Annotated in this window: 15 protein-coding genes; 12 read left to right on the top strand and 3 right to left on the bottom strand. The window is 63.1% G+C overall.

Translation table 11 applies throughout. From position 1 onward, the window contains the following. Positions 1-2: 2 nt before the first annotated feature. The 12 genes from Mgrana_RS08220 (at position 3) to Mgrana_RS08165 (ending at position 12436) form a co-directional block, all read left to right on the top strand. Positions 3-323, top strand: a complete 321-nt coding sequence (locus Mgrana_RS08220; RefSeq protein WP_119357125.1) for a UxaA family hydrolase — start codon at positions 3-5, stop codon at positions 321-323. Beyond that, positions 323-1498, top strand: coding sequence for a UxaA family hydrolase (locus Mgrana_RS08215; RefSeq protein WP_119357124.1), 1176 nt, complete (start codon positions 323-325; stop codon positions 1496-1498). The genes Mgrana_RS08220 and Mgrana_RS08215 overlap by 1 nt, the downstream gene beginning before the upstream one ends. Then, complete coding sequence (locus tag Mgrana_RS17245; RefSeq protein ID WP_119357123.1) at positions 1498-1692, top strand: GDCCVxC domain-containing (seleno)protein; 195 nt, start codon at positions 1498-1500, stop codon at positions 1690-1692. The genes Mgrana_RS08215 and Mgrana_RS17245 overlap by 1 nt, the downstream gene beginning before the upstream one ends. After that, positions 1689-2615, top strand: a complete 927-nt coding sequence (locus tag Mgrana_RS08205; protein ID WP_119357122.1) for a hydroxyacid dehydrogenase — start codon at positions 1689-1691, stop codon at positions 2613-2615. The genes Mgrana_RS17245 and Mgrana_RS08205 overlap by 4 nt, the downstream gene beginning before the upstream one ends. Then, a complete protein-coding gene (locus Mgrana_RS08200; RefSeq protein ID WP_119357121.1) occupies positions 2612-3607 on the top strand; it encodes an Ldh family oxidoreductase in 996 nt (331 codons plus the stop codon). Before Mgrana_RS08205 ends, Mgrana_RS08200 begins: the two co-directional genes overlap by 4 nt. After that, positions 3604-4863, top strand: a complete 1260-nt coding sequence (locus Mgrana_RS08195; RefSeq protein ID WP_119357120.1) for an ABC transporter substrate-binding protein — start codon at positions 3604-3606, stop codon at positions 4861-4863. Before Mgrana_RS08200 ends, Mgrana_RS08195 begins: the two co-directional genes overlap by 4 nt. Before the next feature lie 31 nt (positions 4864-4894). Next, a complete protein-coding gene (locus Mgrana_RS08190; protein WP_119357119.1) occupies positions 4895-5800 on the top strand; it encodes a carbohydrate ABC transporter permease in 906 nt (301 codons plus the stop codon). A gap of 78 nt (positions 5801-5878) precedes the next feature. Then, positions 5879-6709 carry a carbohydrate ABC transporter permease gene (locus Mgrana_RS08185; RefSeq protein ID WP_119357144.1) on the top strand — a complete coding sequence of 277 codons (831 nt, stop codon included), beginning with the start codon at positions 5879-5881 and terminating at the stop codon, positions 6707-6709. A gap of 8 nt (positions 6710-6717) precedes the next feature. Beyond that, entirely contained in the window at positions 6718-8067 is a 1350-nt protein-coding gene (locus tag Mgrana_RS08180) for a fucose isomerase (RefSeq protein WP_119357118.1), read from the top strand. Next, a complete protein-coding gene (locus tag Mgrana_RS08175) occupies positions 8055-8897 on the top strand; it encodes a PfkB family carbohydrate kinase (protein ID WP_119357117.1) in 843 nt (280 codons plus the stop codon). The genes Mgrana_RS08180 and Mgrana_RS08175 overlap by 13 nt, the downstream gene beginning before the upstream one ends. Before the next feature lie 278 nt (positions 8898-9175). Continuing rightward, entirely contained in the window at positions 9176-11632 is a 2457-nt protein-coding gene (gene lon, locus Mgrana_RS08170) for an endopeptidase La (protein ID WP_119357116.1), read from the top strand. A gap of 144 nt (positions 11633-11776) precedes the next feature. Continuing rightward, on the top strand, positions 11777-12436 hold the full coding sequence (locus Mgrana_RS08165; RefSeq protein WP_119357115.1) for a DUF4397 domain-containing protein: 660 nt from the start codon (positions 11777-11779) through the stop codon (positions 12434-12436). A 25-nt stretch (positions 12437-12461) separates the two neighbouring features. On the opposite strand, the gene Mgrana_RS08160 is transcribed toward Mgrana_RS08165, so the two are convergent. The 3 genes from Mgrana_RS08160 to gatC form a co-directional block, all read right to left on the bottom strand. After that, on the bottom strand, positions 12462-13202 hold the full coding sequence (locus Mgrana_RS08160) for a class I SAM-dependent methyltransferase (RefSeq protein WP_206075066.1): 741 nt from the start codon (positions 13200-13202) through the stop codon (positions 12462-12464). A gap of 212 nt (positions 13203-13414) precedes the next feature. After that, entirely contained in the window at positions 13415-14686 is a 1272-nt protein-coding gene (gene serS, locus Mgrana_RS08155) for a serine--tRNA ligase (RefSeq protein ID WP_119357114.1), read from the bottom strand. Between the two features lie 42 nt (positions 14687-14728). Next, complete coding sequence (gene gatC, locus Mgrana_RS08150) at positions 14729-15016, bottom strand: Asp-tRNA(Asn)/Glu-tRNA(Gln) amidotransferase subunit GatC (protein ID WP_119357113.1); 288 nt, start codon at positions 15014-15016, stop codon at positions 14729-14731. Between the last annotated feature and the right edge of the window lie 19 nt (positions 15017-15035).

The following is a 15035-nucleotide window of genomic DNA, read 5'->3' as shown; positions in this document are numbered from 1 at the left end:
AAGTGGCGCATCGAGCGCTGGCGCATAAAACCACGGATGATGTTGCGGTTGCGGTAGCGGATCTAAAGACGGGAGAGACCCTGGAGATCCAGACGCTGGACGGGGAGCGGCCCCACAAGGTTCAGGTGCTCGAGGATATCCCCTTGGGGCATAAGGTGGCGCTGAAGGATATGCCGGAAGGTCATGTGGTGATCGAGTATGGCGAGCGGGTGGGGCGGATGACCCGCTCGGTCAAGAAAGGGGGGTATGTGCACGTACACAACCTTCGCACCCTGCGCTGGGATTACGGCCGGCCCGCCAAGGCCAAGAAGGGTGGGAAGTGATGCCGCGCAAGAAGCCCGCGTCCATGCAGCTTACCGGGTATCGCCGGGCCAATGGAAGGGTGGGGGTGCGCAACCATGTGCTGGTACTGCCGGTGGACGACCTCTCCAACTCGGCGGCTGAGGGGGTGGCCCGGCTGATCAATGGCTCGAGGGCCCTGCCTCACCCCTACGGTCGGCTTCAGTTTGGGCCGGACCTAGAGCTGACCTTCCGCACCCTCTCGGGTACCGGAGCCAACCCCAATGTGTATGGGGTGGTGGTCATCGGCATCGAGCCCAAATGGACTGAGCGGGTGGCTGAGGGGATCGCTCAAACCGGGAAACCCGTGGAGACTTTTTCCATCGAGCGGCACGGTGATTTAAACACGGTCAATCGGGCGGCTCGAGCGGCCTACCGCTTGGCTCAGGAGGCCTCGGAGCTGCGGCGCGAGCCCATCGAGGTCTCGGACCTGGTGCTCTCGATCAAGTGTGGCGAGTCTGACCCCACCCTGGGGCTGGCAGGCAACCCGGCCCAAGGTCGGGCGGTGGATCGCTTGGTGGACCTGGGCGCCTCGGTCATCTTTGGCGAGACCTCGGAGCTGACCGGGGGTGAGCACCTGATTGCCGGTCGCTGCGCTACGCCCGCGCTCAGAAAGAAGTTCCAGCAGATCTACGACGACTACATCCGGATGATCCAGGGGCAGGGGGTGGATCTGCTGGGGTCGCAGCCCACCGAGGGGAACATCCGGGGTGGGCTTTCCACCATCGAGGAAAAGGCCCTGGGCAACATCCAAAAGACCGGCTCGAGGCCGGTGAATGCCGTCTTGGACTACGCTGAGGAGGTCAAGCCGGGCCAGGGCTTGGTGTTCATGAACTCCTCTTCGGCCGGGGCCGAGCAGGTGACGCTCTGTGCGGCGGGGGGGAGTGTGCTGCACTTCTTTACCACCGGGCAGGGCAATGTGGTGGGCCATCCGTTGATCCCGGTCATCAAGGTTTCCCCCAACCCCATCACCTGCTCCACCATGAGCGAGCACATTGATGTACCACTGCCGGACTTGCTGGTGGGGGAGATCACCCTGGATCAGGCCGCTGAGCGCATCCTGGACGCCTTTGAGCGCACCGTGAATGGACGGATGACCGCGGCTGAGTTGTTGCGGCACGAGGAGTTCGTGATCACCAAGCTGTACCCGAGTGCGTGATGACCCTGAAGAGCACCCTCACCTGTCCAGCCTGTGGTTTCAAGCAGACCGAAACCATGCCGACGGAGGCCTGTGTGCGGTTGTATGAATGTCCGAGCTGCCATACCTGGCTGCGTCCTAAAGCGGGGGATTGCTGTGTGTTTTGTTCCTATGGCGATGTGAAGTGCCCACCCCAGCAGGGAGAGGCCGCATGATCGTGGTATGTGAGTTCATGACCCCTTCCGGCCTCGAGCGCCTGCGCCTAGGGGGCTTGGAGGTGCTCTACGACCCCAACTTGTGGAAGGACCGTGCGCGCTTGAAGGCCCAACTGGCCGAGGCCACCGCCCTAATTGTGCGCAACCAGACCCAGGTGGATGCGGAGCTGTTGGAGGCCGCCCCTAAGCTCAGGGTGGTCGGACGCTTGGGGGTTGGGCTGGACAATATCCACCAGCCGGAACTCAAGGCCCGAGGGGTACAGCTTTACTTTGCCCGGGGTATCAATGCCAACGCGGTAGCGGAGTACGTCATGGCCGCGATGCTCCACCTGGCACGCAACCTTTCGGGAGCCGCCCGGCATGTGGCGGAGGGGGGATGGAACCGGAGCGCGTTTGGGGGGTTTGAGTTGATGGGCAAGACCTTGGGCCTGATTGGCTTGGGGGAGGTGGGGTTGCGGGTGGCACGGCGGGCCCGGGCATTCGGCATACGGGTGGTGGCTTCGGACCCGCTGCGGCTCGAGTGGGAAAGCGCCGTTGAAGACCTGGAGATTGGCCTGATCTCCACCGAGGAGGTATTGCGGCAGGCCCGGTTCCTCTCGCTCCATGCCCCGCTCACGCCCCAGACCAAGCACCTGATTCGGGCCGAGACCTTAGCTCTGATGCCCAAGGGGGCCTACCTCATCAATACCGCTCGAGGTGAGCTGGTGCACGGGGAGGATTTGGCGGTTGCGCTGGGCTCCGGTCGGTTGGCTGGGGCTGTGCTGGACGTGACTGATCCCGAACCCCTGCCGGAGGGGCACCGGCTGCGGGGGGTGGAGGGTTTGTGGATTACGCCCCATGTGGCTGGGCTTACGGCAGAAGCCCAGGAGGCGGTGGGGCTGCGCGTGGCTGAGGGTGTGCTGCAACAGCTGGGGAGACTATGAGGGTGCCCTTCGCCGAACTGCAGCAGCGGGTTAGGGGCCATTTCGAGGGGCTGGGCCTGTCGCCTCAGCACGCCGCCCAGATCACCGAGGTGATCCTCGAGGCCGAGCTCGAAGGCAACGCGGGGCATGGGCTCTCGCGGATCGCTCAGTACACCGGGCAGATCCAGGCGGGGGGATTGAAAGCCCGACCGGAGCTGCGCTTGGAGCGTATCCGGCCGAGCCTGGCCCTTCTCTATGCCGATGGGGCCCCTGGCCCGGTGGCCGGGTTACGGGCGGTACAAGAGCTGGCCCCTTTGGCCAAGGAGCAGGGCTGCGCGACCCTCGCGGTGCGCGGGGCCGGGCACAGTGGGGTGTTATCGGCTTATGTGGGCCGTCTGGCCGCTCAAGGGCTTGTGGGATTGGCTTTCGCCAACACCCCCCCCGCGATCGCGCCGGGTCCGGTCTTAGGCACCAATCCCATCGCTCTCGGAGCCCCGGCGGAGCCCGAGCCCATCATTGTAGACACCTCGGTCTCGGTGGTGGCTCGAGGCAAGATTATCAACGCCGCCAAGCGCAACGCGCCGATCCCGGAGGGCTGGGCCCTGGACAAGCAAGGAAACCCCACCACGGACGCCAAGGCGGCGCTCGAGGGTTCCCTTCTCCCTATTGGTGGGGGGAAAGGCTTCGCTCTGGCGGTTCTGGTCGAGCTTTTGGCCGGAGCGCTGGCGGGAGAGGTGCTCTCGTCGGAGCTGCCTTTGCCCTGGGCTCCGGCAGAGCAAGCGGCCAAGCCGGGGCTTCTGCTCGTCGCTTTCGACCCCGTGGGGTTTGGCGGTGGGTACAAGGCCAAAGCCGCCCAGCTGGTCGCCGCTTTGGAAGCGGCCGGAGCCCGCATTCCCGGTGCGCGCCGGGCGGCCCTTCGGGCGAAGGCGATACAGGAGGGGGTTTTGATCAACGAACTTTTGTTGGAAGAACTGGTTAAACTGGGGATAGATCTAAAAGGAGGAACTGCATGAAGAAGCTGGTATGGCTTTGGTTGGGAGTGTTCGCCCTCTCGTTTGCGATGGCGCAGACTAAGATTCGGGTTTTTGTGGGTGGACAGCAGCGCCCGGAGATTTGGCGCAAAATCCTCGACAACTTTGAGAAGGCCAACCCTGGGGTGAAGGTCGAGGTCGAGGTCGGCGGGGCCACTTCGGATCAGCAGCAACAATACCTGACCACGGTGCTGGCCTCCCGCGACCCCTCGATCGACGCCATTTTGATTGACATCGTGCGGCCTGCGCAGTATGCCGCGGCCAAGTGGGCCGACCCCCTGGACAAGTATCTACCGGGGGTTTCCAAGGCCAACCTGCTCAAGCAGTTGCTCCCGGCCTACGCCCAGGCGGACGAGATTGATGGCAAGCTCTACGCTCTACCCTCGTTCGCCGATGCGGAGTTTTTGTACTACCGCAAGGATCTGCTCGAGAAGTATGGCCTCAAACCCCCCACCACCTGGGATGAGACCATCAAGGCCGCCCAGACCATCCTTGCGGGTGAGAAAAACCCCAATCTGAACGGCATTGGCTTCATGGGCAACATCTCTGAGGGCACGGTGTGCAGCTTCCTCTTGCCGATCTGGGCCAGTGGCAATGACGTGGCCGACAAAAACGGCAAGCTGACCCTGACCGAAGACCAGGCCAGAGCCTCCCTCCAGTTCTGGCTCGACCTGATGGACAAGTACAAGGTTTCCCCACCCAATATGGCCGAAAAGGCCCAGGATACCATCCGCAATGAGATGCAGCAGGGGCGGTGGATTTTCGGCACGCTGTTTGCCTATGCCTGGAACAGGTTCCAAACCGACCCCGATAGCCAGGTCAAAGGGAAGATCGGGGTGGTGCCGCTCCCCAAGTTTGAAGGCGGACGCGCGGCCAGCTGCCTGGGAGGATGGCAGTGGACCATCTCCGACTTTTCCAGGAACAAAGCCCTGGCCTACAAGGTGGTCAAGTACCTGACCAGCCCCGAAGCTTCCAAGATCCTGGCGGTCGATGCTTCCAACCTGCCGGTCTACCCTGCGCTGTACAAAGACCCCGATGTGCTCAAGGCCAATCCTTGGTTTGCCGATGCCTTGCCGGTGGTGCTCAGCGCCCGCTCGCGCCCGGTGAGCCCGCGTTACCCCGAGATCGCGGATGTGATGCGCAAGGCCTTGAACGCGGTGTTGGCCCGCACCAAAACCCCGGATGCGGCGGCCAAAGAGGTGATCGCCGGCTTGCAGGCGATTTACAGCGGCAAATGAGGCCGCATGTGCCGCATACCCAGACTGTGCCATGATTCGATCTGAGCGCCGGTACCGCCGCAGCTTCGGAGATCTCTCGGAGGGGGCGTTGGCCTTTTGGCTGTTGTTGCCTGCGGGGTTGCTTCTGGGATTGATCGCGCTATACCCGGTGGGGCGGCTGATCTACACCAGCTTTTTCAAGCAGCGCCTGAGCGAAGGCCCCCAGGCCACCTTCATTGGATTGGCCAACTACGCCCAGGCGCTGGCGGATGATCGCTTTTGGAACGCTTTTTGGAACACGGTGAAAATCGTGGTGGTGACGGTTCCAGGGGCTTTGGTGGTGGGGTTGTTGCTGGCCCTGATCGCCAACCTACCCTTCCGCATCAAATGGCCGGTGCGCCTAGGGCTGCTGCTGCCCTGGGCGCTGCCCCTGATTTTCGTGGGGCTGATCTTCCAGTGGTTTTTCGACAGCCAGTACGGCATCGTCAACGACGTGCTAATGCGGCTGGGGCTGAACCGGGAATACTGGTTGATTCAACCCACCTTGGCCTTCTGGGCGATTTGCTGGACCATCGTCTGGAAAACCAGCTCGTTTGTGGCCTTGATTTTGCTGGCGGGGTTGCAGGTGATCCCCAGCGAGCTGTACGAAGCAGCCGAGGTAGACGGGGCCAGTCGCTGGCAGGGGTTTTGGCGCATCACCCTGCCCTTGCTCACGCCCGCCATTTTGGTGGCCTTGATCTTCCGCACCATCACGGCCTTTCAAACCTTTGACATCCCCTACGCCATGACCAAAGGGGGGCCTGGAACCGCCACCGAGACCCTGGCCATGTATGTGCGTACGGAGAGCATCGAAAACCTCAACTTCGGCTATGGCTCGGCGTTGGCGGTGCTGCTGTTCCTGGTCAGCCTGGCCATCACGGTGGTGTACCTGCGCTATGTGCGAGGGGATGATGGCTAAGGCTATGGGTAAAACGCGGAGTGCGCGGGAACCTCGGAGCGGTAGGTGGGTATGGCCCCTCGAGCCCTGGGGGTGGGTATGAACTTTCTGCGTTCCCCTCGAGTCTGGCTCTGGATTGCGGCGGCGATTGTAGTGGTGAACGGGTTTTTCCCGGCCCTGTGGATTTTCTTCACCTCGTTGAAGCTCGAGGGGGAGCTCACTCGCCTGCCCATCACCTACTGGCCCCAGCACCCCACCTTTCAAAATTACCTGCAAGCCTTTCGTGAGCAGCCGTTAGGACGCTATTTCTTCAACAGCGTGGTGGTCGGAGTTTGCTCTACCCTGCTATGCGTGGGTGTGGCCAGCCTGGCGGCCTATGCCCTGGCCCGGCTGCAGGTGCCCCGGCGGGGGCTGATCCTCTCGCTGATGGTGGGGATTTCGATGTTCCCGGTGGCCTCGCTGATGGTCCCGCTGTATCAAACCTTCACCGAGCTGGGCTTGCGCAACAACTACCTGGCCCTGATCCTGCCCCACGCGGCCCTCTCCCTGCCGGTGGCGACGCTCACGCTGGTGAGCTTTTTTGCCGGGATTCCCCGCGACCTCGAGTCCGCCGCGATGATTGACGGCTCGACCCGGGTGGGGGCGCTGTGGCGGGTGGTGATGCCGCTGGCCGCACCGGGAGTATTCACCGCGGCAATCCTGGCTTTTGTGAACAGCTGGGACGAGTTTTTGCTGGCCTCCACACTGCTCCCGGCCAAAGCCATGCGCACCTTACCGGTAGGGATTCAGCTTTACCAAGGCGAGTATTCTTTCCCCTGGCCCCTGATCTCGGCAGCCCTGGTGGTGGCCTTGGTTCCGGTGGCGCTGATCATCGCTTTGTTCCAGGAGCGGGTGGTGGGCGGCTTAACCCAAGGCGGGGTCAAAGGCTAACCCAAAATATGCTGCGTCTAGGCGTTGTTCCCATTGTGCGGCCCCTGTTCCGGGGGTCCAAGTTAGGGCTGGAAACTCGGTCTCTGGAGGCCCTTAGGGCCCTTGGACTCAAACTTGGTTTCGAGCTCGCATATACGGCAGAGCCGGTTGCTGACGAAGCCCAGGCCCAAGCCGCGGCTCGAGCGGCCCAGGCCGCGAACCTCGACCTGCTCCTCATCCAGCACGTCACCTTCTCCACCGGCGAGGTGTTTGTTCCTCTGCTGGAACTGCCCATACCGGTGGGGTTGTGGGCGCTTCCTGAGGTTTGGGATCGGGGGCCGCTGCCGCAAAATGCCCTTTGCGGGCTCAACCTGGGGGTTTCCCTAGTGGGGGCGCAGGGGAGTCCAGCCTCGCGGATTGGCCCGGTCAAGTGGTTTTACGGCCACGTTGAAGACCCGTGGTTTCAGGCCCGCCTCGAGCTCAGCCTGGGGGCGCTGCGGGGGGCTCGGGTGCTCCGCTCTGGGCGGGTGCTGTGGCTGGGGGGTACTGCCCCTGGATTTTTTGCCTTCGAAACCCCGATAGAAACTGGGCTGATGGTGGAGAGGGCTTCCCTGGACGAGCTCTGGCTTGCCCTGGAGCGAATTCCCGATTTGGCGGTGGAGGAGCGCCTGGAAGCCCTTGGTGAGCCCACCGCGTACTCCAAGGAGGAACTGCGGCCTACCCTGCGGCTCGAGCTGGCCCTTTCCCAACTGGCCCAGGGCTACGACGGGGTGGCCTTGCGGGAGTGGCCGGAAATCCCGGAGAAAACCGGGGTAATGGCCTACTCCGCGATGGCCCGGCTCGCCGACCAGGGGCAGGTCTGGGCGGCGGAAGGCGACCTCTTGGGCCTGGCCTCGATGCTGGCGCTGAACGCGGTCAGCGGGCAGCCTTCCATCCTGCTTGATCTTTCCCATCTTTCCTCTCGAGGGCTGATGCTCTGGCATGGGGGGGAAGCCCCTAAAGCCTGGACAGATGGTCCTACCCGGCTGGTCCCCCACTTCAATCGGGGGGTTCCCGCCGTGCGGGATATGAGCCTCAGGCCGGGTGCGGTCAGCGGAATCCGCCTTCTGCCCGATCGAAGGGCCGTGGTTTACGGGGGGGCGCTGAGCGGCGAGAAGGGCTATGATGGCAATTCCGGCTGGATGACCCGCGCCTCCTGGGCTGATCAGGATCTCAACCCCGAGCAGTTTTTGGCCAGTTGGCTCAACCACCGCATTCCCCACCACATGGTTTTGGGGATGGGCAGCCATCAACCCGCCTTGATGGAGCTGTGCGCCTGGCTGGGCTTGAAGGTTCTCCCCCCGAGCCCTGAGGAGTGGGGGCTGGTATGGCCAAGGTAGTTTCCTGCGGCTGGGCCTGCCTGGACCAGCGCTACTACGTGGAGCAGTTTCCCCCTACCCACAGCCGCACCGGGGTACGGGCCTACCGAGAGGCGGTAGGGGGGCCAGCGGCGGTGGGTGCGGTGGCGATTGCTCGGCTGGGCGGAGAGGCCCACCTGGTGAGCCGCCGAGGGGATGATGCGGCTGGGGAGCGGCTCGAGGCGCTTCTTCGGGCCGAGCGGGTCAAAACCCATTTCCAGATGGGCGCGGCAACCCCGGTCTCGGCGGTCCTGGTGGCCCCAGACGGCGAGCGGCATATTTTTCCCTACCGCCCCGAGCTGCCCGAAGCCTTGGTGCTGAATGCGGAGCGGATTTTAGAAGGTGCGGATGCCTTGCTGCTGGATGGGCGCTGGCCCGATGGGGGGCTGCGCCTGGGGCAGTTTGCCCACCGGCGGTCGCTCCCGGTCTTGCTCGACCTCGACCGAGACCGGCCTGGCGACTGGTCGCTGGTGCAGGTGAGCACCCATGTGGTGGCTTCGCAGGAGTTCGCACAGAGCGTGGGGGGGGTTCAGGCCCTGCTGGAGCGGCTGAGCAAAGAACGGGTGTGGGCAGCGGTAACCCTCGGCCCTGAGGGGGTGGTCTATCCGGGGGGACACCTTCCGGCTTATCGAGTGCATGTCCAAGACACCACCGGTGCGGGAGACGTGTTTCATGGGGCTTTGGCCCTGGCCCTGGCCCAGGGGAAAGGGGAGCTGGAGGGGCTCGAGTTCGCCGCGGCTGCCGCGGCCCTGCACTGCAGCAACGGGACACCCCCCAGGGGGGATGAGGTCCGGGTTTTTTTGGGAACCTGAAGCCGCGGGTAAAACCCAACGGGGCTTCCCATGGGGGCTACACTCCCGTGGGGTAAACCTGCGTAACAATAAAGGTCGGGCCGATCGTAGATACTGGGAGATGGGGCCGGACCTCGAGGCTGGTATGGAGCAGGAATGTGGATAAGGTGCCGATTGCTAGCGCTTTAAATAGTAAACTTGACATAACCACGCTCATAGTTCATGCTATGCCGGAGTGGTTGCATCCTTACTCTTTCCGTTGGCCCAGGCTCTAGACTTCAGCAATACGGAGAATGCATATGAGCGACTCCAAGATTGATACCCCCGTCAATACCCATCTCCCCGAAACCCTTCCGGTGTGTCCGGTGCGTGGCTCGGTGATTTATCCCAGCATGGTGATGCCGATTGATGCCGGGCGACCGGTTTCAATCCGAGCCATAGACGCAGCTTTGGCCCAGGAGCGGGTCATTCTAATCGTTAGCCAGCGCGACAAGGATGTGGAAGAGCCCTCCGGTTCGGACCTCTATGAGGTAGGTACGGCCTGCAACATCCTGCGGATGCGCAAGAACGCCGATGGTTCGGTGCAGATGCTGGTGCAGGCTTTCGCCCGGGCCCGGGTGGAGACCTTTACCCAGGAGGACGGTTACCTCTCGGCCAAGGTTACCCGAATCGAGGAGGAGGAGGGCCGAGCTACCGAGCTCAAGGCCCTCTTTCGCGAGGTCAAGGAGCGCTTCGAGCGCCTGCTGAAAGAGGGGAAGTATCTGACCCCTGAGGTGGCGCAGTTCATCCTCAACCTCGAGGACCCCTCGCAGCTCGCGGATTACATCACCTTTCACCTCGATTTCAAGCTCGAGGACAAGCAGCGGGTGCTCGAGACCGCCTCGGCCATTGAGCGGCTCAAGCGGGTGGCAATCCTGCTCGATGCCGAACTGGATTTGCTCGAGACCCAGCGCCGCATCCAGCAGCAGGTCAAAGACGAGGTGGACAAGAACCAGCGCGAGTTTTATCTGCGCGAGCAGATGAAGGCCATTCAGCGCGAGCTGGGGGGCGAGGAAGGGGAGATGGAGGTAGAGGAGTTCCGCGAGAAGATTGCGGCCCTTCAACTCCCGGAGAACGTGCGGCCTGAGGTGGAGCGCGAACTGAATCGCTTCGCCCGGATGCACCCCGACTCGGCTGAGGCCAGTGTGGTGCGCACCTACCTGGACTGGATCGTGAGCCTGCCCTGGAACATCCGCACCGAAGATCAGATTGACCTCAAGCAGGCCAAGGCGATCCTCGACGAGGATCACTACGGCTTGGAGAAGGTCAAAGACCGGGTGCTAGAATACCTGGCGGTACGCAAGCTGAAGCTCGAGCGGGCCAAGAAGGGCGAGGTGGCGGCGGAGGAGGTGGCCAAGGGGCCCATCCTGCTGTTTGTGGGGCCTCCGGGGGTGGGCAAGACCTCGATTGCCAAGGCCATCGCCAAGAGCCTGGGGCGCAAATACCACCGCATCAGCCTGGGGGGGGCCCGGGACGAGTCGGACATCCGTGGGCATCGCCGCACCTACATCGGGGCTTTGCCCGGACGGGTCATCCAGGGCCTGCGACAGGCCGGCAGCAAGAACCCGGTGTTCTTGCTGGATGAGGTGGACAAGCTGGGTGCGGGATACCAGGGGGATCCAGCCGCGGCGCTGCTCGAGCTGCTCGACCCGGCCCAGAACAAGGAGTTCACCGACCACTACCTGGGGGTGCCCTTCGATATGAGCGAGGTGCTGTTCATCTGCACCGCCAACTTCCCCGAGAACATTCCGGGGCCCCTGATGGACCGCATGGAGCTGATCGAGTTCACCAGCTACATCGAGCAGGAGAAGCTCGAGATCGCCAAGCGTTACCTCCTGCCGCGCCAACTCAGCGAGAACGGCCTCAAGGAGAACCAGGTTGTGGTCACCGAGGCCGCCCTGAACCGGCTGATCACCCACTACACCCGCGAGGCTGGGGTGCGCAACCTGGAGCGGGAAATCGGTACACTGCTGCGCAAGGCCGCCCGGGTGATCCTCGAGGAGGGCAAGAAGCGGGTACGCATCACCGATGGCGACTTGGAAAAGTATCTGGGCCCGGCCCGGCATATGCCGGAGAGCGAGGCCAGGGAGCCCCAGATCGGGGTGGCGACCGGAATGTTTTACACCCCGGTGGGTGGGGACATTATGTTCATCGAGACCTCGGTGATGCCGGGGAAGGGGCAGCTCATCCTTACCGGACAGCTCGGTGAGGTGATGAAGGAGTCGGCCCGGGCTGCCCTTTCCTACGCCAAGAAGAACGCGGCTCGCCTGGGCATCCCGCTCGAGAAGTTCGACAACTCTGACGTGCACATCCATGTGCCGGCGGGCGCGGTACCTAAAGAAGGCCCTTCAGCAGGGATTGCCCTCACGGCCTCGCTGGTCTCCGCCCTGGCTGAGGTTCCTGTGCGCAACGATGTTTCCATGACCGGGGAGATCACCCTGACTGGGCGCGTACTGCCGATCGGTGGGGTCAAGGAGAAGGTGCTGGGGGCGCGCCGGGCGGGGATCCGCGAGGTGATTTTGCCCAAGCAAAACGAGCCCGATCTCTCCGACATCCCAGCCTACCTGCGCCATAACCTACGCTTCCACTTCGCGGAGAACCTGGACCAGGCGCTGGATTGGGCCTTGGTGGGTGGGGCTCAGCACATGACCCATAAACCGGCACAGCCGGTGCGCAAACCCCGACGCCCGAAGGTACAGCCGGCCGCTCGCGCCTAAAAGACCGGTCCGCCCGGCGTGATGAGGCTAACCAGAGCTTCTTAAAGAACGGGTACAGTGGGGAGGGGATTCGGGTGGGGCTCCCACCAGAACCCCTCCCTTTCGGGCTGAGAGGTCGGGAAGGGAATACGGTGGAGGGGCAATATGAAACGATTGCTGGTATCCCTAGTCGCAGCGTTGGCCGCTTTGGGCTTGGCCCAGGGGAGCCCTGAGATCCGCTTCATTCACCTGGTCGAGGGGGTGGGATCGGTGGATGTTTGGGTGGATGGGCATAAATCCTTTGCCATGGAGGGGTACAAAAACTTCACCCAGTATGTGCCCGCGCCTAAAGGAAACCTCCGGGTCTGGGTTACCCCTACCGGTAAAACCACCCCTCGGCTAGGCCTTGCTACGGTTGATCTCCGCAATGGATACAAGTACACCCTGGCCGCGCTGGGGACTCCCCAGAAGGTCGTTACCCGACTTTTCTTGGACAGTGGAGAAGGGCTAAAAGCCCCCAGTGGGGTGCGGATTCGGGCGGTTTTGGCCTCGCCGGATGCCCCGCAGCTGAGCCTTTATGCCGTTGATGCCAAGGCTAAGACCACCACCCTGGTGGCGGATTATATGCGCTTTGGACAAGCCACCCGTTATGTCTCTATCCCCAGCGGGGAGTATGGTTTGATCGTGCGCCCGACCGGAAATAAGACCGTGTTGCTGCGGGTTCCGCTCACCTCGCTCAAGGCTGGAAGTGTGTACAGCGTATACATCACCGGCCGGGTTAAGAACAAGACCCTCGAGGCTCTCCTGACTTTGGACAACCGGTAATACCGGTTGAATCGGCGATAGAGCCTTAGCCGAGCCAAGCCAGAACCGCCATGACCGGAGCCTCTGCGCTGAAGGGCTCGCGGTGGAATCCCCCAAACAGGCGGAAGTGGAAACCGAAGGCACGTAGCCAGCGCTCGAGCTCATAGCGGGTGAAGTAGCGCTGGGTGAGGGTAAAGGTCTGGCGCTTGAGCGTCCCCCGGGAGGAGCGTTGATCCACCAGGTAGTGGGTAGTGAGCGATTGCACGGCGGCTTCGTGGGTCTGATGAATGAACACGCTGATCCCGCCTGGGTAGTCCCCTTCGTGTTGCAAAACCCCCTGCGGCCCGATATGGGCGGGGTTGTAGAGATCAAAAGCCAAACGGCCGCCTTGGGCCAGGCTTTGGGCGATCCCAGACAGGGTGGCGTCTTGCTCCTCGAGGGTGTACAGGTGCATGAAAGCGTTGAACGGGGCGATGATCAGGGGATACGCTTGCCGGGGCCGTAGGGCCTCCAGCCGGCGCATATCCCCGGAGACCCACCGCACCGGCAGGTCCTGGGTGTACTCCACCCCCAGGCGACGCATCGCAGGGGAGGGCTCGAGCGCCACCACCTCAATGCCTCGCCGGGCGATGGCTCGGCTGACCCGCCCGGTCCCGGCCCCCAGCTCCAGCACCGGGCCGCCGTAATCTTCAGCTAGGCGGGCGTAGAACTCGAGGTCGTCGGTGTAATGGGCGTAGTTGAGGGCATAGAACTGGGCGATGGGGTCGTAATCCACGCCCTGTAGCATCCTGCTAGATTGGGGGCATGGTCAAGCCCGTCGAGAGCTGCGCCACGAGTTTGTTCACGGGCAGATTTACCCGATGGCCGGGGTGACGGGCAAGTACAACCGCATCTGCATCAACATCACCTCTGCCGTGCCTCGAGGGGACGATAGGGCTCGAGCAAATCTACCGTGGCATTTTTGGGCTCGCTTCAGGCCGCCATCAGAATGGCCGGGTTTTACCTTGCCGCCTCGAGTTTCGCCTTCCCGAAATACGGCCTCACCGCCTCGGGCACGTTCACCGTTCCGTCTTCGTTCTGGTGGTTTTCCAAGAGCATCACCAGGATGCGCGGGGTGGCCAGCGCGGTGTTGTTGAGGGTGTAGGCGTAACGCACCCTGCCCTCGGCGTCGCGGTAGCGCAGGTTGGCCCGCCGGGCCTGCCAGTCGAGCAGGGCCGAGCAGGAGTGGGTTTCACGGTACCTTCCCTCGCTGGGGACCCAGGTTTCGAGGTCTACCTGGCGGTACTTGCCCAGGCCCATATCCCCGGTGGAGACCTCCAGGACCCGGTAAGGCAGCTCGAGGGCCTGCAAAATTCCCTCGGAGAGGGAGAGCATGGTCTCGAACAGGCGGTTGGACTCCTCTAAGTCCGCCCGACAGAGCACGTACTGCTCGACTTTGTTGAACTGATGGACCCGCATCAACCCCCGCACGTCCTTCCCCGCCGACCCGGCCTCGCTGCGAAAGCAGGGGGAGAGGGCAGCGAGGAGCTTGGGCAGCTCGGCCTGGTTCAGAATTTCACCGGAGTAGAGCCCGTTGAGCAGAACCTCAGCGGTTCCAGCCAGGAAGGCCTCGCCTCCATTCACCGAGTACACCTGGTCGCGGGCGGTGGGGAACTGCCCGTGGCCATAGAGCACCTCTTCCTTGGTCAGGGCGGGAACGCTCATGGGGGTAAAGCCGGCGGCGATCAGGCGATCCACGGCAAAGCGCAGCAGGGCTTGCTCGTAGAGCATCAGGTCGCCCTTGAGGATGTACGAGCGCGAACCGGAGACCTTGGCGGCCCGCTCGAGGTCTCCCCAGTCGTTTTTTTCGATCAAGGCTACATGGTCCAGGGGCTCGAACAAGAAGGTGCGCGGCCGGCCGTGGGTACGGGTCTCGAGGTTGAAGCTGTCGTCTGGACCCACCGGCGCACCCTCCCAGGGAAGGGTGGGGGTGAGGTAGAGCAGCTGCTTGAGCTTGCCCTCGAGCTCGCGAAGCTGGGGCTCGAGTTCGGAGAGCTGATGGCCAATGGCCTTGCCCCGCTCGATGAGGGCCGGGCGTTCCTCCGGCGTGGCCTTGGCGGCGGCTTTGGCGTTGGCGTTGCGCTCGGCTTGTAGGGCTTCAGTTTGGCGCTTGAGCTCCAGCACCTGCCGGTCGAGGGTCAGCAGTTCGTCCAGGTTGAGGCTGCTGCCCTTTTGCTCAATGGCCTTACGCACGGCTTCAGGGTTTTCACGGATGAATTTGAGGTCAAGCATGGTTAAAGTCTACGCGGCTGGAACGGGGTTTTGGCCAGGGGTTTACTCGATGACCCTGGGGACTCGGAACATCCCCTCTTCCTGCTCAATGGCCACCGAAAGGGCCTCTTCTGGTTCCAGGGAGGGGCGGACCTCGTCTGGGCGGAGGATGTTATGGAGTTCGACCGGTCGGGGCATCTCGGGAAGCCCCTCGGTCTCGAGCTCGCCCAGTTGCTCGAAAAAACCCACCATGGCCCGGAGTTCGCCCTCCAGCCGGGCTTCTTCTTCTGGGGTGAGGGCCAGTCGGGAGAGCTGGCTGAGGCGGTGGATCAGCTCGGGGGTAATCTCCATCAGGGCTATTCTCGAAGGT

It is taken from the genome of Meiothermus granaticius NBRC 107808 (genome assembly GCF_003574355.1).
GTDB classification, from domain to species: Bacteria; Deinococcota; Deinococci; order Deinococcales; family Thermaceae; genus Meiothermus; species Meiothermus granaticius.
The sequence above is the reverse complement of the archived record's forward strand: the minus strand, read 5'-3'. Positions and strand labels throughout refer to the sequence as shown.